This window comes from Aureimonas phyllosphaerae, from assembly GCF_900113065.1.
Lineage (GTDB): Bacteria > Pseudomonadota > Alphaproteobacteria > Rhizobiales > Rhizobiaceae > Aureimonas > Aureimonas phyllosphaerae.
The window spans coordinates 16,576-34,647 of sequence record NZ_FOOA01000022.1 but is presented as its reverse complement, the minus strand read 5'-3'; the positions used below and the strand labels follow the sequence as shown (position 1 = coordinate 34,647).

Annotated in this window: 12 protein-coding genes; 3 read left to right on the top strand and 9 right to left on the bottom strand. The window is 65.6% G+C overall.

Features of this window, described 5'->3' with window-relative positions; translation table 11 throughout:
• Positions 1-91: 91 nt before the first annotated feature.
• The gene (locus BM175_RS19065) at positions 92-724 is read left to right on the top strand and encodes a tyrosine-type recombinase/integrase (protein ID WP_090965904.1); all 633 of its coding nucleotides are present in this window, start codon (positions 92-94) and stop codon (positions 722-724) included.
• A gap of 186 nt (positions 725-910) precedes the next feature.
• On the opposite strand, the gene BM175_RS19060 is transcribed toward BM175_RS19065, so the two are convergent.
• From BM175_RS19060 to BM175_RS19050, 3 genes are all read right to left on the bottom strand, one after another.
• A complete protein-coding gene (locus BM175_RS19060; RefSeq protein WP_090965903.1) occupies positions 911-1,453 on the bottom strand; it encodes a TetR/AcrR family transcriptional regulator in 543 nt (180 codons plus the stop codon).
• Between the two features lie 10 nt (positions 1,454-1,463).
• Complete coding sequence (locus BM175_RS19055; protein ID WP_244546083.1) at positions 1,464-2,981, bottom strand: MFS transporter; 1,518 nt, start codon at positions 2,979-2,981, stop codon at positions 1,464-1,466.
• A gap of 417 nt (positions 2,982-3,398) precedes the next feature.
• Positions 3,399-6,917: an FG-GAP-like repeat-containing protein gene (locus BM175_RS19050; RefSeq protein ID WP_090965901.1), complete on the bottom strand. Its 3,519-nt coding sequence runs from the start codon at positions 6,915-6,917 to the stop codon at positions 3,399-3,401.
• A 268-nt stretch (positions 6,918-7,185) separates the two neighbouring features.
• On the opposite strand from BM175_RS19050, the gene BM175_RS19045 reads away from it, so the two are divergent.
• The gene (locus tag BM175_RS19045) at positions 7,186-8,190 is read left to right on the top strand and encodes a helix-turn-helix domain-containing protein (protein WP_175526920.1); all 1,005 of its coding nucleotides are present in this window, start codon (positions 7,186-7,188) and stop codon (positions 8,188-8,190) included.
• An 8-nt stretch (positions 8,191-8,198) separates the two neighbouring features.
• Positions 8,199-9,506 carry an MFS transporter gene (locus tag BM175_RS19040; protein WP_090965897.1) on the top strand — a complete coding sequence of 436 codons (1,308 nt, stop codon included), beginning with the start codon at positions 8,199-8,201 and terminating at the stop codon, positions 9,504-9,506.
• A gap of 308 nt (positions 9,507-9,814) precedes the next feature.
• Here BM175_RS19040 and BM175_RS19035 read toward each other — a convergent pair whose 3' ends face one another.
• The 6 genes from BM175_RS19035 to BM175_RS19010 all read right to left on the bottom strand — a co-directional run bounded on the left by BM175_RS19035 (position 9,815) and on the right by BM175_RS19010 (position 17,972).
• The gene (locus tag BM175_RS19035) at positions 9,815-11,158 is read right to left on the bottom strand and encodes an MFS transporter (protein ID WP_090965895.1); all 1,344 of its coding nucleotides are present in this window, start codon (positions 11,156-11,158) and stop codon (positions 9,815-9,817) included.
• Positions 11,159-11,304: 146 nt separating this feature from the next.
• Positions 11,305-12,111 (bottom strand): enoyl-CoA hydratase/isomerase family protein, encoded by an 807-nt coding sequence (locus tag BM175_RS19030; RefSeq protein WP_090965893.1) that lies wholly within the window; start codon positions 12,109-12,111, stop codon positions 11,305-11,307.
• Positions 12,112-12,135: 24 nt separating this feature from the next.
• Positions 12,136-13,680 carry an AMP-binding protein gene (locus BM175_RS19025; RefSeq protein WP_090965891.1) on the bottom strand — a complete coding sequence of 515 codons (1,545 nt, stop codon included), beginning with the start codon at positions 13,678-13,680 and terminating at the stop codon, positions 12,136-12,138.
• A complete protein-coding gene (locus tag BM175_RS19020) occupies positions 13,673-14,191 on the bottom strand; it encodes a (2Fe-2S)-binding protein (RefSeq protein WP_090965889.1) in 519 nt (172 codons plus the stop codon). Before BM175_RS19020 ends, BM175_RS19025 begins: the two co-directional genes overlap by 8 nt.
• Positions 14,179-15,006 carry an FAD binding domain-containing protein gene (locus tag BM175_RS19015; protein WP_090965887.1) on the bottom strand — a complete coding sequence of 276 codons (828 nt, stop codon included), beginning with the start codon at positions 15,004-15,006 and terminating at the stop codon, positions 14,179-14,181. Before BM175_RS19015 ends, BM175_RS19020 begins: the two co-directional genes overlap by 13 nt.
• A complete protein-coding gene (locus tag BM175_RS19010) occupies positions 15,003-17,972 on the bottom strand; it encodes a xanthine dehydrogenase family protein molybdopterin-binding subunit (protein ID WP_090965885.1) in 2,970 nt (989 codons plus the stop codon). Before BM175_RS19010 ends, BM175_RS19015 begins: the two co-directional genes overlap by 4 nt.
• Positions 17,973-18,072: the final 100 nt, after the last annotated feature.

Below are 18,072 nucleotides of genomic sequence, written 5' to 3'. Positions count from 1 at the left end.
CTTTCTGCCCAAGATCCTGGATAGGGAGCATCATGGAACGCGTCCCCATTGTCACATTCCCTTCGGCCGTTTTGGCCACGGGAGAACGGTAATGGGGCATACAACATTCGATCCGGTTATCGGTTCGCGCAAGGCGTGGAACGCCGGACGCACGGTTGGCGCCAAACGGGCGCTGAAGCCGCCACAGGTTTGGGCGATCCGCTTCTGGCTCGACCACGAAGGACGGCTGCGGGACCGAGCGCTGTTTGATCTCGCTATCGGCAGCAAGCTACGCGGCTGCGACATCGTCAAGGTCAAGATCGGCGACCTTGTGTCGAGCGGACGCATCCGGGCACGCGCAATCGTGGTCCAGCGCAAAACGAAGCGCCCCGTTCAGTTCGAACTGTTGGACGCTGCACGGGCGAGCCTCCAAGCATGGCTGGAGCGTCGGGGCGGCACAGTCGACGACTATGCCTTCCCGAGCCGCGTCGATCACACGACCCATATCAGCACCCGACAGTACGCTCGACTGGTCGACGAGTGGGGCGCCGCGATCGGTCTGCGCAAGGAAGACTACGGCACGCATTCGCTGCGACGAACGAAGGCGTCGATCATCTACAAGGCGACCGGCAACCTGCGAGCCGTCCAGATCCTGCTCGGGCACACGAAGATCGAGAGCACGGTGCGCTACCTCGGTGTCGATGTTGAGGACGCGCTGACGTTGGCTGAAGGGACCGAGGTGTAACCCTCGACTGCGCCGCCTAGAGTTGGTGTGGAACGGCCGCTTTCAGAGCACGACGGCGGCTGTTCCAACAGCTAGACTGGGTGGAAAGCTTCCGGTCCGCTTATAAGTCGACTCGCTGACAAAGCTGCCGTTGCAGCAGCGGTCGGATGTACTCGGCGATCCGGATTCTGCGGCTGTCCGTCGCCCTTAGTCTTTACCTTCAAGCAGTTTCGCCAAGCGCTCAACGATACGCTTGCGAAGCGCGGCCGGCAGAGGTCGCGACGAAAGGGCCTCGTGCATCCAGAGCCCGTCCGCCGCGAGACGGGCGATGAACCTGTCGACCCCGGCCGCGTCGCCGGGATCGGGCACTGGCGGAGCCCAACGGTCGATGACCTCCTGCCATAGCTCGCCCAAGCCCCCGCTTTCGGTGTTCTCCAGCATGAGCAGGAGCTCGACCCGGCGTGCGGCCTTGACACAGACGTTGACGTAGGCCGCATGGCGTTCCGCCGCGCTCGCCTCGTCCGCAGACTTGCCCGCGCTGGCGACGAGGTCGCGCTCCCACTGTCCCGTCAGATGCTCGTGGGTGGCCCGAATCAGAGCTTCCCGTGATGGGAAGTGGTAGAGGAGACCCGCCCGCGTCATACCCGTTTCGGTCGCCACCGCATCAAGCGTGAGGGGCGTCAGCCCGTCGCGCTCGATGATGGAGACGATGGCCTCAAGGAGGCCGTCCCGTTTGCTGGCTCTCGCCATCCCGTGCTCCTCAGTGGCCAGTCTGGTAGGCGGAGGACTCCGACCCCGGACCGTAGTCGCGCAGCAGGACGGCCGTCACAAGTGATCCCGCCGCCAGCACCGCTGCCGCCGTGTAGAGGACAGCCGTGTAGGCGCCGTCGAAGGCCGTACTCGCGGCCGAGCGCAGGCTGTCGCCCCCGGCAGCCAAAGCGTTCGCCGCTTCCATCGCCGCCGCCATGCTGTCGCGGGCAATAGTGGGCGAGCCCTCGGGCAGGATGACGTTCACTGTGTAGAGGTAGGCCAGGAGGCTGCCGAGGATGGTGACCGCGAAGAGGCTCCCGAACTCGTAGGAGACCTCCTCGACCGACGAGGCCATTCCCGCACGGTGGACCGGGGCGTTGCCCATGATGGCGGTCGACGCCACGGACATGCACGCGCCGACGCCCGCACCCATCAGAAACAGGCCGGCGATCAGCCAGCCGAGGCCATGGCCGATGCCGTAGGTCGCAAGCAGGATCGACAGCGAGCCGACGGCCATTCCGCCTGCGATCAGGAAGCGCAGCCCGATCACGTGGAGGAACGCGCCACCGAGGATGGCGGTCGGAAGTGACCCCAGGGCAGCGATGGAGACAAGGAGGCCAGCCTCTAGTGGCGTCCAGCCCTCGACGAGCTGGAAGCGCTGCGTGGTGGCGAGCTGGACGCCGCCGATCGCGAAGAGCGAGAAGGCGGCTGCGAAGGTGCCGGACAGGAACGCGTTGTTGCGGAAGATCGAGAAGTCGAGGAGCGGAAACGTCATGCAGAGCTGGCGGCGGACGAATACCGTCGCCGCGACGACCGCAACCGCGAGAGCCGCGACCGGCGTCGTCCAGGAACTGCCCGCATGCGCCATCTCCTTGATCGCGATGACGAGGGCCGAGAGCGCGACCAGGGCCTGGAGCGAGGACACGACGTCCCAGGGCTTGCTCGGGTCGCCGTCGATCTTTGGGGCGACCACGAGGGTGGCAAGGAACGCGACGACGACGACCGGCACGTTAATCAGGAACACCGACCCCCACCAGAAGTGGCCGAGCAGGAAGCCGCCGACGATCGGGCCGAGCGCGGCGCCGACGACGGAGAGCGAGCCCCAGATGGCGATCGCGATGTTGCGCTCGCGCTCGTCCTCGAAGGTCACGCGGATCAGCGCCAGGGTCGCCGGCATCATCGCCGCCGCGCCGACGGCGAGGAAGGCGCGTGCGGCGATCAGGAACCCGGCCGACGGGGCGAAGGCGGCACAGAGCGAGGCCACACCGAACAGCACGAGGCCAACCAGGAACATGCGCCGATGGCCGATGCGGTCGCCGAGCGTCCCGGCGCCGAGGAGGAGCCCCGCCATCACGAGCGGATATGCGTTGATGATCCAAAGCCCTTGGGTCGCGCTGGCATGTAGCTCGCGCGTCAGCGTCGGCAGGGCGGTGTAGAGCACCGAGTTGTCGAGGGTGATGAGGAGGAGGCCGGCTCCGACAGTGAGGAGCAGCAGCCACCGGTTTGCATGGGGGGAGGTCATGGTCATGCCGTTTAGGATCGTGGATACACCCAAACTTTACTAACTAGTTTGTATAGTTTCAACCCCGCCCTGTCGACATTTCTTGGCTCTCCGGTGTGTCCCGCTGGCCGAATGACCGCCAAGGGAGGGACTGATCAGCGTTCTGAACGTCGCAGGAGGCTCGCTAGCGGATGGACGGCTTCCGAGCGTCCGCTTTTGCAGCGGAGATCGGCTCCGCTGGGTGGAAACCGGCCCTTCCGCTATGCGGAAGGCTTCGGCAGGAAGCAGTCGCTTCCGGTCCAGGCCGGCAACGCGATCTAGAAGCGGTGGGCTCTAGCGCGAAGCAGATATTTAACGGTCGTGAAACGAAAGAATGGCGTCGAGAACGATAGAGCCCGCCCGGCTCCTGGGGCGGGCTCTATGCCGTTTCTTGTATGATGCAAATTACGCGATCAGAAAATCGCCGAGGCTGGTCGGATCGACGCCTTGCAGGACGATCGTGCCGCCGCCTGACAGCTCGAACACTGCTGACCCGTTGACGTCCCTCAACGTGAAGCTTTGGCCCTGGAAGTCTAGTCGGTCGCCTTCGGCCTCATTGAAATCAGCAATGATGTCGGTGCCGGAGTTGGCCGCAAAGCGGAACGTATCTGCGCCCGCGCCGCCCGTCAGCGTATCGTTGCCCCTGTCGCCCCAGATTTCGTCGTTGCCGAGATCGCCGAATACGAAGTCGTCGCCCTGGCCGCCATGAGCCAGATCATCGCCCTGGCCCCCGTGGACCGTGTCGCTGCCCTGGTTGCCCAGCACCAGGTCATTGCCTTGGTTGCCGTTGACCGCATCCTTCCCCATGCCGCCGAACACGACGTCGTTGCCGAGATTACCCTCGAGCGTGTCATCGTCCTTGCCGCCGTAGACGGAGTCGTCGTCCTTACCGCCATAGAGCGTGTCGTTACCCTCGTTACCAAAAAGGGTGTCCGATCCCTGATTGCCGGAGAGCACGTCAGAGCCCTGGAGGCCAGTCACCGTGTCGTTCCCAAGGCCGCCCTGCAAGATGTCGGCGCTAACTCCGCCCGTCAGGGTGTCTGGACCGTCCGTGCCGACGATCGGTTCGGGGTTCGGTGCAGGCATTCCACCACCGCCGCCTGAAGGAGGAGCCAACCCGTCGTCGTTCGTGATGGTGCCGGTTGCCGATGACGAGGAGCTCGTTTCATCGGGGTTATAATTGATGATGGTCGCGATCACTGTCTCGCTGGGTTCGATGATAGTATCTGGAGTCGTGGTGATCACGAGCGTCTTGGTAGTCTCGCCAGGCTGGAAGATGATTTCGCCGAATTCGCCTAAGTTCGCAACTGTGTAGTCGGTTCCATACGTCGCTGTGCCGGAGAATGAGACGAAGGCATAACCTTCTTCGCTGGTGTCGCCGCTGCGTGTCACCGTATAGATCAGCGTGTTGCCCGAACCCGTATTGCCTTCTGCGGTAGAAGCCGGCGAGACGGCGATCGCAAATCGAGTCAGCTGGTCGTCATTGGCAATAAAGCCCGTTGCTAAGGCCTGGATAATACTGCCACCCCCTTGGACGTTCGAGATTGTCGCACGCACCGCTTCGGTTCGCTCGATCTCCAGATCCGGCGTGGTTGTCACGGTGAACGACTTAGAGGTTTCGTTGGCCAGAAAGCTGATTGTTTCGCCGTTCGCAACCGTCGAGGTGTAGTCGGATCCGAACGTCGCTCTGCCGCTGAAATTGACGGTGACCGAGCCGGCTTGGCTGACATCACCGCTGCGCGTGACGGTATAGGTCATTGTGTTGCCCGGGCCCGTATCGCCTTCAAAGACCTCGCCGGGCGAGACGGTAAGCTCATAGAGCGACCCCGGATCGTCATTGGCGATTGAGCCGGTCGCAGTGGAATCGGCTCCGATCACTCCACCGCCCTGGACGCTATAGATCTCCGCAATCACCGATTCATCGCGCTCGGTCGTCGTATCGGGCGCGGTTGTTACGGTGAACGTCTTGGAGGTCTCGTTGGCTAAGAAGCTGATGCGGTCGCCGTTCTCGACCGTCGAGGTGTAGTCGGTTCCGAACGTCGCCGTCCCGGTGAAGTCGACGGCGACCGAGCCGGCCTGGCTGGTGTCGCCGGTGCGCGTAACCGTGTAGGTCAGCGCGTTGCCGGGACCCGCGTCGCCCTCAACAGCAGAGGACGGCGAGACGGCAATCGTGTATAATGGGGGCTGATCATCTTCGATGATCGTGCCGGTCGCAACGGCGTTGGCGCCGATCAGCGCTATGCCTTGACCATTCGAGATCTCTACGATCACCTCTTCGTCGCCCTCGAACCTGATATCAGGCGAGGTCGTTACGGTGAACGTTTTAGAAGTCTCACCGGCGAGGAAGCTGATCGTGTCGCCGTTCCCGACCGTTGAGGTGTAGTCGGTTCCAAACGTCGCCGTCCCGCTGAAGTTGACGGCCACCGAGCCCGCTTGGCTGGTGTCGCCGCTGCGCGTGACCGTATAGGTCAGCTCGTTGCCCGAGCCCGTATTACCTTCCATCACTGAACCCGGCGAGACGGCAATCGCATATAACGGCAACGGCTCGTCATTGGCGATCGTGCCGGTCGCACTGGCATCGGCTCCGATCAAACCGCCGCCATCGACATTCGAGATCGTCGCAATCACCGTTTCGTCGGGCTCGAGCGTGGCATCGGGCGAGGTCGTCACGGTGAACGTCCTGGTGGTCTCGTTTGCCAGAAAGCTGACGATGTCGCCGTTCCCGACCGTCGAGGTGTAGTCGGTTCCGAACGTTGCCGAACCGCTGAAGTTGACGGCAACCGAGCCAGCTTGGCTCGTGTCGCCGGTGCGCGTGACCGTGTAGGTCAGCGCGTTGCCGGAACCCGTATCGCCTTCGGTGGCTGAAGCGGGCGACGCAGTCACCGCGTAGGTCGTGGTCTCCGCCAAGACGACCGAGATTCCAAAGGCTCCGCCGGTGACAATGTCTGTCCGGCTGTCACCATTCACGTCGCCCAGCGCCACAGCGTTGGGCCCGGCTCCAACCGCAAGAGTCTCGCTGAGGGTAAAAGTGCCGTCCCCCTGCCCAAGTAACACTGAAACGCTACCGTCAAAATTGCTATTGGCGGTGACAATATCGATGATATTGTCACCGTTCACATCGCCTAACGCAACAGAACTGGGTGAGCCGACACCGCCGGTCGCATACTCCGCGCGGTCCGCAAAGGTCCCATCACCTTGCCCGAGCAGAACCGTGACGTTACCGCCATTAATGTTGGGCGTGACGATGTCGAGCTGCCCATCACCATCCACATCGGCGACCGCTATGGAATTGGGATTGGCTCCAACCGCGTAATCGACTTTGTTTGAAAAGGTCCCGCCTACCTGCCCTAGCCGGACAGAAACAGTGCTATCGGAACCGTTAGCAGTTATAATATCGATGAGGTCATCGCCGTCCACGTCCATCAACGCAAGGCCTGTGGGACCTTCGCCGACGATGAAGTTTTCGCGGCCCCGGAATGCCTCGGCTCCTTGTCCGAACAAAATCGAGACGGTGTTGCTTTGGCTGTTCGCCGCGACGATATCGATCAGGTTGTCGCCGTTGACGTCGGCCGCGGCGACTGCGTAGGGCGACGGGCCAACGTCGTAGTCTCCGCGCCCGCCAAATGTACCACCCGTCTGACCGAAAAGAACCGAGACGCTGTTGCCATCAAGGTTGGCTGTCACGAGGTCGAGCCGATTGTCGCCGTTGACGTCCTGCACCGCTACGGAGAAGGGGGACGTTCCGACTTCGTAGCTGACCGGGTTAGCCAAACTCCCATCTGCTTGACCAAACTGAATTGCAACCGTTTGGCTACCAATGTTGGCTGATACGATGTCGAGCCGGTTATCGCCATTCACGTCGACCAGCTTTACGTCGTAGGGCGATCCTCCGGTGGAGTAGTCAGTCTTGGTCTCGAAGGCCATGCGTGCGCCCCTGCGTTGCGTCTGCTACAGCAGTCAGGCTCGATGCCGCCCCCGCTGGTAACCTTCGTAGCCGACGGGAGATTTACCTGGGTATTTCCGTCGCTGCCTGAGCGTCCGTATTTTGATGCCTGAGCGTCCGGAGCGCCGATTTCTGTCGAGTGGGACTGACAGTGTGACTCGCGCGCCATACTTCAGACGGCTAAAGAATCGCTCGCGTCGGTTGGTCGGCATCTCGGCCGTTCCCGTGCGTCAGGGACACCCGATCGGCATGGCCAAATCCCCGTCGACGCGTTTCGAGTTCGACAGCACGATGTTCGATGGTGACGAGGCCTTCGGGCGCTACCACGACCTTTATGCCGGCGGCTCCGACGTTCACCGAATGGGGCCGGACTTCCGTGCCCGGTTCGAGGCCCACCGGCTCGGCTCGCTCGTCCTCTTCGACCGCCATCTCAACGATGTCGCGCACGAGCGTACGGCAGCCCGGGTGTCTGGCGACGGCTTCTCCCACTTCACGCTTCAGCTCGTCGTGTCCGGGCAGATGCTGGCCGAACAAGGCGGAGAGGTTCAGGACGTGCGGCCGGGGGAAATCATCCTCTTCGACCTCACCCGTCCCCAGCGCACCACCGCCATCGATGTTCACCTCCTGACGTTCTCGGTCCCGCACGAGATCGTCAAGCGATCGAGCCTTCACGTGGAGGGATTGCACGGTCGCATTCTCGGTAGCGCTCAGTCCGGACTTCTCGGAGATGTCATGACCTCGATGGTCACGCGGCAGCTCAGTGCGGTGAGCGGCGATCCCGAGCCCGTGGTCGCGATCTTCGAGGCGGCGCTCGCTCTGGCCTTGCGTGTCGAGGACGCGGCGGTCCTTCGCGATCGCAATGAAGCCGCTGCGCACGAACGCATCCGCTTCGTGGTGGAAGCGAACCTCACCAAGCGTGAACTTGACCCGGCGATGGTCGCCCATCTTGCTGGCGTTTCGCGGACCGTCCTCTACGACCTCTTCAAGCCCCTCGGTGGTATCTCCCGCTATATCGTCGCGCGGCGCGCGGTGCGCCTGCGATCGCTCCTCCAGCGACCCGATCGTCGGAACACGGGTATCGGAGAGCTCATGCGCGAGGCAGGGTTCGCCTCGGAGAGCCACGCCAGCCGATCGTTCGCCGACGTCTATGGCATGACGCCAGGCCGCTACCGTGAGGCTGGCGGCGGCCCTGAGCCGCGGGACGACACAGTCCTGCGCCCCCGCTTCGACGACTGGCTCCGAGCCCTAAACTGAGCCCTTTGATGCCCGATACCGACATGCCTCGCCGCGGCAGCCCTTCGGCCACCCGCCTCGTCCTGACATTGGCGCTGTGCCAGTTCACAGCCCTCATGGACCGCAGTCTCCTCGCGGCGCTGGTGACGCCGATCAAGGCGAGCCTCGGTCTGACGGACGCGCAGATCGGCCTTCTCCAGGGAACGGGCTTTGCAGTTCTCTATGCGCTGGCCATCGTACCGGCTGGCTCGTTGGCTGATCGGATTACGCGGCAGCGCCTTCTCCTTCTTGGGCTGTCTGTTTGGAGCCTTGGTGTTCTCGGCTACGTACTGGCGCCGGGCTTTGAATGGCTGTTCGCGGCCTCGCTTCTCGTGGGGCTCGGCCAAGCGGTGGTGCTGCCGTGTTCCTTGTCCTTGATCGCGGAACGCGTCGTGACACCCCACCGGGCTCGGGCAAACTCGGTTCTGACCTCAGCGGGTGTTGCCGGACGGGCCGTCGCCCTAATCGGCGGCGGTTGGTTGCTCGGGGCGCTGGGGGGAACTGCGGGCTTGCCCATGACGCCCTGGCGAGCTGTCATCCTGACCTCGCTTGCGGTCAACCTCATGGCATTTCTGGCCCTTGTGACGGGGCGCGCAACCGATCCGGTGCTGGTCGCAAGCCGGACGACCCCGACCCCGACCCCATCGCCAACGCTGCGCGACGCGCTCTGCTGGATAGCTGCGAACCGCTCTGCCTATGTGATCCTCCTTGTTCTCCTGTCGGCAACGATCCTGACGATCCAAGGTGTCGCAGCCTGGACGCCGACGCTTCTTCATCGCCGCTTCGCGCTCGATCCCGCCACAGCCTCACTTTGGGCGGGCTGCATCACGGTTCTCGCTGGGGTCGCCGGACACGCTGTTGGAGGCTTTGCGGTAGATGCTGCGATCCGCGCCATGGGACTGCGCGGCGCGTTCATCAACTCCGCTGCCGCGCTCGCCCTGGCATGCCCCGGCGTTCTCCTGTTCACGCAAGCTGCCGACATCGGCGTGTCACTGGCCGGGCTGGTGCTCTTCGCCTTCGCCATGGGCATGGCCACTCCGACAGGCCTGACGCTACTCCAAGGCGTGACCACTATACCTGCCAAGGGGACGGTTTCCGGGCTCATGCTCGCCGCAACGATCCTGTGCGGCCTCGGCTTCGGACCGCTGCTGATTGGTCTGGCGAGCGACCGAGGCAGTGCAGCCGGTGACGGCTTGGCTTCAGCCGTCGTGACCATCGTTTTGCCGGTCATGGTTGTCGGGATCACGGCGGCGCTCGCGGGCACGCGTCTCCGTTCTGGACAGACCAAATCGAGATAGCCCGGAGCGGATCTGTGTCTGCTTTCGGGCGTCGTGGATCGTGCGTTGGGCGTCCTTCTTAAGTCGAAAGCGGAAAGGCAGCTCTCCGCGCCATTTGCCAGAGAGCCGACGTTCCGCTTTCGGCCCGAAAACGCTTGTATAAGGGCCTTAGAGGCGAACTCGTGGGTTTGGCATGAGGGCATGATCGCGCTAGCGCCTTTGGTCGCCTCGCGGTGTTTGGGGCCAAGTCGCTCGATCTATGTCGGTGAGACAGTCGAAGCCATGAATCGTCCGTCGAGGGCGTCCATGGCTCCGGGATGGGTGATCGACTACAGGCGCTCCAGGTTACCGCGCGTCTCAGACGTGAGCAGGGCACCGAGGAGATAGACTAGGGTGACGGCGACCGTGAAGATGGCGAGCGTCGTCGGAATACCCGACGGGCCGCCCGCGGTCAGGGATACGAAGGTCGGTAGGATGCCGCCCAACGCGAAGCCGATGTTCCAGGAGAGACCCGTTCCGGTCGCGCGTATGGCGGTCGGGAAGCGCTCGTTGAGGTAAATCAGAAGCGGGCCGTAGCTGGCGTTGGCCAAGAACGAGAGAGCGAAGCCGCACAACGCGATGGTCCACAGGCCGGTGGTGCTGCCCATGAGAAGGAACAGAAGCGGGAAGGCGACGAGCCTCGCCACGCCCATCCAGATGAAGGCCGGGCGGCGGCCGATACGCTGGCTGAGTTCGCCGCCACCACAGGCGCCAAGCGCCGCGCCGACATTGGCGAGGATCAGCATGATCGAGGCCGACGATCCGGGGACACCGTTCACGACGTTGTAGAAGGTCGGAAGGTAGCCCGACGTCAGGTAATAGGCCGATCCGCCGCCGAAGGACAGAAGCAGGGTCAGAAGGAAGCCGTTGAGCTGCGGACGGGAGAACAGTGTTCTGACCGGCGAGGCATCCTTAGGTGGGGTCGCGCTCTTCAGCGCCTTCTTCGCTTGAAGCTGCTTGAAAAGCGGCGACTCCTCGAGATTGCGGAAGATGAAGAGGCCGATCACCGAGGTCAGGAGGCCGGAGAAGAACATCACGCGCCAGCCGGTCTCGGCGAAGGCGTCGCCGGGAAAGAGGAGCGAGACCACGAAGAAGACCAGCGAGGCGAGGAGGCCGCCGATGGCCGAGCCGCCGCCGCCGATCGCCCCGGACATGAAGCCGCGCCAGCGCTCAGGGACGGTTTCCGTGCCGATCGTGTGTGAGGACGCCACGACGCCGCCGACGAAGATGCCTTGCACGAGGCGGAAGAACAGGAACAGCGCCGTGGCGAGCCAGCCGATCTGTCCCACCGTCGGCAGCAGCCCGAAGATCGCCGTCGAGAGGCCGACGCCCGTGACCGCCACCATCAAGGCCCGCTTGCGGCCGAAGCGATCGGCATAGGAGCCGAAGATCGCCGAGCCGAGCGGGCGCACAAGAAGCGTAACGGCGAAAGACGCGTAGGCGCCCGCCAGCGACAGCATCGGCTGCTCGGACGGGAAGAACAAACGCCCGACCACCGGGGCCACGTAGAGCAGGATGAAGAGGTCGAAGAGGTCGAGCCCCCATCCGAACAGGGACGCGGCGGCGGCCGTGACGGTCTGCCGGCGCGTGGGGGGCGGGATGGCGGATGGGTCCGCCTGTTCAAGCGCTGTCATGATGGTTTCCTCCGCTTAAGGGCCGGTCTTGCGTGCCGGCGTCGGTGGCTTGCGCATGTCTCTTCCGACCCCGGCGGGACGCCGGGGGCCAAGCCATTGTTTTCGATGGTGATAAGCCGGCCGAAAGCTCGAGCGGCCAGGGTGCGTCAGGCCCCTTTGAAGACAGGCCTACGCTTGGCGTGGAAGGCCTCGACACCCTCGCGGAAGTCCTCCGACATCCGCAGGCGCGAGTAGTTCAGCCCTTCCAGCTCGATCGCGGTGGTCAAGAGCGCGTCGTCGCTGTCGTTCAAGAGCTTCTTGGCGGTGCGCTGGGCGAGCGGCGAGAAGGTGCGCAATTCATCAACCAGCGCCGCGACGGCGGCCTCCAGCGCATCATCCGGGTGGCATTCGGTGGCGATGCCCCAGTCGAGCGCCTGGGACCCCGAAATGCGTTTGGAGCGCATCACGATGTCCTTGGTGCGCGTGACGCCGACGATTTTCTGAAGGCGCGCCGATCCGCCCGAGCCCGGGATCTGGCCGAGTTTCTGCTCGGGCAGGGCGTAGAGCGTCGTTTCGGACGCCAGACGGAAGTCGCAGGCGAGCGACAGCTCGAAGCCGACGCCGAAGCAGTAGCCGCGGTTCATCGCGATCACGGGCTTCTCGCAGCGCGCCGGCGCCGCCACGTTCCAGGCGAGCTTGGAGACATGCTCGGGGCTCGCTTCCAGAAAGCCCTTGATGTCGCCGCCGGAGGAGAAATGCTCGCCGGCACCCGACAGGACGATCACCCGCACGCGCGGATCGGCGTCGAGCGCCTCGAAGGCGAGACGAAGCTGGTCGCGCGCGGCCATCGACACGACGTTGTAGGGGGGACGATCGAGCACGATGTCGGCCCGCTCGTGGGCCGGGTCGATCGTGACCGCGAAGCCGTCGAGAGATCGGAGTTCGGGATGGTCGAAGCGATAGGGTTCGCTCATGGGAATGATCCTTCGGATGGAATGTCAGGAGGCGGCGCGCGTCGCGGCCGGGGTTTCGGGCTCATACTCCCCGGCCACCAGGAGGCGACGCAGCAGCTTGCCGACGGGGCTCTTGGGGATGGCGTTCACGAAGATGTAGGCGCGGGGCCGCCGGAAGTTGGCGAGGCCCGAGCGCTTGCAGTGCTCGTCGAGTTCGGCCTCGTCGACCATGCCCGAACGCTTGACGAAGGCGGTGACGACCTTGCCCCAGCGCTCGTCGGGAAGACCGACCACCGCCACCTCATCGACGCAGGGGTGGAGCGACAGGCAGCTTTCAATCTCGACTGGCGAGACATTCTCGCCACCGGTGATGATCATGTCGTCCGTGCGCCCGGTTACGAAGAGGTCGCCGTCCTCGTCGAGGAAGCCGGTGTCACCCGTGAAGTACCAGCCGTCGCGGATCGCCTTGGCGTCGGCCTCGGGGCGCTTCCAATAGCCTTCGAAGCTCTCGTCCCCTTTCAGGAGCACGGCGATCTCGCCCTCCTCGCGCGGGGCTGCGCGTCGGGAGGCGTCACGCTCGCCGAGCTTCACCACACGGACCATCTGGTTGATGCCCGCGCGGCCTGCCGAACCGGGCTTTTCCGGCGCCTTCTGATCGATCGTGAACGTGTAGACCTCGGACGAGCCGTAGTGGTTGACGAAGAGTTCGGGCTGGAAGCTTTCGCCAAGGCGCCGCATGAGGCCGTCGGTCATGGAGGCGCCGGCGAAGCCGAGCTTGGTGACGCTGCGCACGCGGCCGGGCGAGAAGGACGGATGGTGGACGATGTCGTGGTAGAGGGTGGGGACCAGATAGAGATTGGTGATCCCGTTCTCCTCGATGGCGCGCAGCGCCCCTTCCACGTCGAAGCGCGGGAGGCAGACGAAGGTGCCGCCGATCAGCGAGGTGGCAAGCAGCGAGCGCACGCCCATCGTGTGGTAGAGCGGCATGACGCCGAGGGTGCGCTCGCCGTGCCGGTAGAGGTTCTGCGCGACATGGGCGAGCGCGCCGGCGCGCTCGGCGTGGTGGCGGCGCGGCACGCCCTTCGGCCGCGACGTGGTGCCCGACGTATAGAGCATCAGCGACCAGTCCTGCGCCGACGCGCGGGGTTCGAAGGCCGCTCCGTCGCCCGTCATCAGTCCGGCCAGGCTCGTGCCGCCGTTCCCGTCCTCGACCGGCAGCCGGATCGCCTCCTGTGCCCGCGGGCTGGCGCTGACGGCATCGGAGGACACGGGTTCGTAGACAAGAATGCGCGCCTCGGAATCCTCCAGCGCGTAGTCGATCTCGTCGCCCTTCGCGCGCCAGTTGAGCGGCGTGACGACCAACCCCGCGAACTGGCAGGCCCAGTGCAGGGTGGCGTTCTCCCAGCGGTTCTGCAGGAGGGTCAGGACGCGGTCGCCCGGCCGGAGACCCAAGTCCGTGAGGCCCTTCGCCAGCGCGACGATGCGAGGCAGCCACTCGGCATAGGTCAGTCGCATCGTGCCGTCGACGATCGCCAGCGCGCCCGGATCGCGCTCGACGCTCGCGAGAAAGCTGGTCCCGAGATCAAGCATGCGTTTCCTCCCGTCGTGCCTGGTTGAGCCTGTCTCGGGCATCCAGCGCCGCGCGCATGATGGGCGCGTAGCCGGTGCAGCGGCACAGATGCCCGGACAGGTGATCGCGGATTTCCGCCTCGTCCGCGTCCGGTCGAGCGCGGAAGAGGCCATCGAGGGTCATGAGAATGCCGGGCGTGCAGAACCCGCATTGCAGCCCGTGATGCCGACGAAACGCCTCCTGGAGCACCGACAGGCGCCCGGCCTCAGGCTCCAGCCCTTCGACTGTGCGGACCGCCTGACCGTCGACCTGACCCGCCAGAACCAGGCACGCGCGGGCCGGCTCGCCATCGATCTCGACCGTGCAGGCACCGCAGACGCCGTGCTCGCAGCCGACATGGGTGCCGGTGGATCCAAGCCCGTGGCGTAGAACGTCTGTCAGGAGGGTGCGGGGCTCCGCCCAGGTCTCGACGGGGCGTCCGTTGAGGGTGAAGCGGACGGGATGGCGTTCGGCTTTCGTCAGCTTCGGCATCTCAGCGCCTCCTCGATGGCATCGCGGCCGAGGCGGCGCACGAGTTGGCGCCGGTATCTCGGAGTGGCGTGGAGGTCCTCGCGCGCGTCGAGCGACCAGGCGAAGTCGTTGAGGGCCTCGTCGAGATCGCCGCTCGCCGGATCGGGAAGCTCCCGCAGCGTCGGCACGTCGCCGACCCCGCCCACAGCCAGCCGAATGCCTTGCGGTCCGGCCACCGCCGCGCAGGCGACCACGGCGTAGTCGCCGTGCCGCCGGGCCACTTCCCGGAAGCCGAATCCCTGGCCCGCGCGCCGTAGCGGAAACGACACCGCCTCGATCATCTCGCCGGGCCGAAGGGCAGTCGCCATCATTCCCAGAAAGAACTCCCGCGCGGCGACGGTCCTGTGCGCCTTCTTCGTGCGCAGGTGGATCTCCCCCTCCAGCGCGATCAACGCGAGGGGAAGCTCGGCACTCGGATCGGCATGGGCGAGCGATCCGCACACCGTTCCGCGCGACCGGGTCTGGACATGCCCGATGTAAGGAACGGCGGCGGCCAGCAGCGGGAGCCGGGCCGTTAGATCGGCCCAGCGCGCCAGTTCGACCTGCCTGACGCCGGCACCGATGCGTAGCGCGCCTTTCGCAACCTCGAGACCGCGCAAGTCCGCAACGCCCATGATGTCGATGAGCACGCTGGGCCGCGCCAGACGCATGTTCAGCATGGGAACGAAACTCTGGCCGCCGGCGAGAACCCGCCCGTCCTCGCCCGCCTGCGCCAAGGCATCGAGTGCCTCGGCCAAGGTGGCGGCGCGGATGAAGTCGAAGGGCGCCGGTTTCATGCGCCCCTCCCCAACAGGCGGCGGAGCCTTGCCAGCAAACCGGAGCCGGTGCCTTTTCCGCCTCCCGCGTGGGCGGCGAGCGACTTGAAGAACTGACCGATCACCACGCGCGCCGCGCCGTCGAGAAGACGGCCGCCGACGGAGGCGACCTTGCCACCGATCACGGCCTCGTAGGCATAGTGGACCGTGGTCCGGTCCGGCGCGGTCTCGGCCAGCGTGATCCGGCCGGAGCCGCGGCCGAAACCGAGCGCCCCGTCCGTGCCCCCCGACAAGGTGACCGCACCCGGCTCGTCCAGATCCGAAAGCTCGATCTCGGCGCGGTAGCGTCCCTTGACCGGGCCGACGCCGAGCGTGACGTCGGCCAGGAAGCGGGTGGACGAAACCTTGCGAACCCCGTGCGCGCCAGGGATCACCGCCTCCAGCGTCTTGGGATCGAGTAGCATGTCCCAGACGGCCTGCCGTGGTGCCGCGACCAGTGCCGAGCCTTCGCCCGTCAGCTTGCGCTCGCCGGGCTTGGCGGCCGCGGCCGCTCTTGTCGGGGCCTCGCGAGAGGGCTTCTCCTCGGCGGCAAGACGGTCCGCAAGGCGCGCGGGAACGAGCGGAAGCGTCACATCGTCGAAGTCGCAGGCATCCGCCACCGCGTTGGCGAGGCAGACGGGGGTGGACATGCAGTTCCCCTCGCCGACGCCCTTGGCCCCCAACGGGGTGAAGGGCGACGGGCTCTCGTAATGGAGGATGACCGGCTCAGGCACTTCCATCACCGTGGGAATGAGGTAGTCCGCCAGCGTGCCGGACAGGAAACTGCCGTCCGGGCCATAGGCGTATTCCTCCAGGAGCGCTGCGCCGACCGCGTGGGCGAAACCGCCGGTCACCTGCCCTGCCACCATGCCGGGATGCAGGATCCGGCCGCAGTCGTGCATCGTCACGTACTTGTCGATGCGCACCGCGCCGGTGAGCCGGTCGACCTCGACGCCGCAGAAGTCGAAGATGAAGCCGTGACAGAGCGAGGAGTTCACCGCGTCCTCGTCGTCCGGCGCGATCAGTTGCTCTGGTGTCCAGAACACCGTCTCACGGATCGTCTGATCGACGTCGTCAGGCAGCGTCCCCGGCGCCCAGTGCGCGGCGGCCGCGACGCGCGCGAAGGATACGGCGTTCTCGGGGTTGCCGCGCGCTTGGGCGCGCCCGTTCTCAAGGTCCACCTCGTCGGCCGCGACGTTGAGCTGCCCGGCGGCGACGCGCTTCAGCTTCTCCGCGATCCGGTCAGCCGCGAGCTTGGTCGCGCCGGCGACGGCGGGGGCGAAGCGACTAGAATAGTTGCCCGAGGCGATGGACCAGGCGTCGCGCGCCGTATCCACATCGGCAAGAACGCGGATGGCACCGGGCTCCAGTCCCAGGACATCGGCGACGACCTGCGCGAGCACCGTGCGGTGCCCCTGTCCCTGTGGCACGGAGGCGACCTTGACGGACACCGCGCCGAGCGGGTCGATCGCGATCGTGGCGGTCGCCTGCGCGCCGTTCTTCGGACCGGCCTTGCGCCGTGTAGCCGGCGACAGCACGGCGGTGATGTAGCCCATGTTGGAGACGCTGGGCTCGACGGCGGCCGTATAGCCGATCCCATAAAGCCGGCCTTCGGCGCGCGCCGCCCGGCGGGTCTCGATGAGGTCCGCCAGCCCGCCTTCATCGACAGCGCGGGTCATGGCCGCCTGATAGTCGCCGCTGTCCAAGAGGGCGCCGGTCGCCGTTCGGTAGGGAAAGGAGCCAGCAGGCACGAGATTGCGCCTAATGACGTCGAGTGGATCGAGCCCTAGCTCAACAGCGATACGCTGCATCAGGCGCTCGAGCGCGAAGTACATTTGCGGGCCGCCGAAGCCCCGGTTGAGGCCCGTCGGGGTTTTGTTGGTGAGCACGATCCGGTTGCGGATGGCGACATGGCGAATGGCGTATGCGCCCGTCATGTTGCCGTGCATGCGATAGAGGGTGGCGGGTTCGGGCGCCCTGAGGTGGGCGCCGCAATCCTCAAGCTGGTCCCAGCGCAGCGCCGCGACCCGCCCGTCCGCCTCGACCGCGGCCTCCAGGGTCGTCACCCGGTTCGTCGCGGACACGGAAGCCGAGAGGTGTTCGAGCCGATCCTCGATCCACTTCACCGGCCGGTCGGCCAAACGAGCGGCGAGCGCAATGAGGATCACATAGGGGAACACCCCCTGCTTGATGCCGAACGAACCGCCTGAGTCTTGCGGCGTGCGCAGGCGCATTCGGTTGCCCGGCACGTTCAGGGCGCGCGCGATCACGGCGTGGATGGAGAAGGGACCTTGGAAGTTGGCCGTAACGTCGTAGGCGTCCTCGCCCGGATCGTAGGACGCGACGACGCCATAGGTCTCGATCGGCGTGCCCGAATTGCGGGGATAGCGGACGGTGACCGCCACGCGGTGGGCGGCGCCTTCGAAGGCCTCGTCCGGCTCGCCGTAGGAAAACCGGCGCTCGTTGATGACGTTGCCGCTCAAGGAGGGATGCAGCCTTGGCGCGTCCAGCTCGGCCGCCGCACCGGGATCGACGACCGCGGCCAGGACCTCGTACTCGACCTCCACGAGATCGGCGGCGTCTTCGGCGATGTAGCGATCAGCGGCGACGATCACGGCGACCGGCTCGCCGACGTAGCGTACCCGGTCCACGGCAATCGGCCAGGCCTCGACATCGGCCTTCACGCCAACGGTCATCGCGCGCGACAGGCGTCGCACTTCGTCGGACGTCAGGACAACGGCAACGCCGGGCAGAGCAAGCGCCTTGGAGGCATCGATGCTCAGGATCTTGGCATGGGCATGAGGCGAACGAAGGATCGCGGCGTGCAGCGTTCCCGGCGTGATCGGCAGATCGTCCATGTAGCGGCCGCGGCCCGTCAACAGCGCCGCGTCCTCGACGCGCGGCACAGAACGCCCCGTCCAGCCGCCCGTTGGCGGAATGGCGGTCATATGTGAATCCTCCCAAGGCGCCGACCCGTCGGGAGCGCCATGGACAGAAGGTTAGGGAGAGCCTTCCGGACGCACGATCCCGTCCGGTCTCACGGCTTAC

Excerpts from the sequence above, each read along its gene's own strand:
- BM175_RS19065 (WP_090965904.1), top strand. The coding sequence starts at position 92 with ATGGGGCATACAACATTCGATCCGGTTATCGGTTCGCGCAAGGCGTGG.
- BM175_RS19060 (WP_090965903.1), bottom strand. The coding sequence starts at position 1,453 with ATGGCGAGAGCCAGCAAACGGGACGGCCTCCTTGAGGCCATCGTCTCC.
- BM175_RS19055 (WP_244546083.1), bottom strand. The coding sequence starts at position 2,981 with ATGACCATGACCTCCCCCCATGCAAACCGGTGGCTGCTGCTCCTCACT.
- BM175_RS19050 (WP_090965901.1), bottom strand. The coding sequence starts at position 6,917 with ATGGCCTTCGAGACCAAGACTGACTACTCCACCGGAGGATCGCCCTAC.
- BM175_RS19045 (WP_175526920.1), top strand. The coding sequence starts at position 7,186 with ATGGCCAAATCCCCGTCGACGCGTTTCGAGTTCGACAGCACGATGTTC.
- BM175_RS19040 (WP_090965897.1), top strand. The coding sequence starts at position 8,199 with ATGCCCGATACCGACATGCCTCGCCGCGGCAGCCCTTCGGCCACCCGC.
- BM175_RS19035 (WP_090965895.1), bottom strand. The coding sequence starts at position 11,158 with ATGACAGCGCTTGAACAGGCGGACCCATCCGCCATCCCGCCCCCCACG.
- BM175_RS19030 (WP_090965893.1), bottom strand. The coding sequence starts at position 12,111 with ATGAGCGAACCCTATCGCTTCGACCATCCCGAACTCCGATCTCTCGAC.
- BM175_RS19025 (WP_090965891.1), bottom strand. The coding sequence starts at position 13,680 with ATGCTTGATCTCGGGACCAGCTTTCTCGCGAGCGTCGAGCGCGATCCG.
- BM175_RS19020 (WP_090965889.1), bottom strand. The coding sequence starts at position 14,191 with ATGCCGAAGCTGACGAAAGCCGAACGCCATCCCGTCCGCTTCACCCTC.
- BM175_RS19015 (WP_090965887.1), bottom strand. The coding sequence starts at position 15,006 with ATGAAACCGGCGCCCTTCGACTTCATCCGCGCCGCCACCTTGGCCGAG.
- BM175_RS19010 (WP_090965885.1), bottom strand. The coding sequence starts at position 17,972 with ATGACCGCCATTCCGCCAACGGGCGGCTGGACGGGGCGTTCTGTGCCG.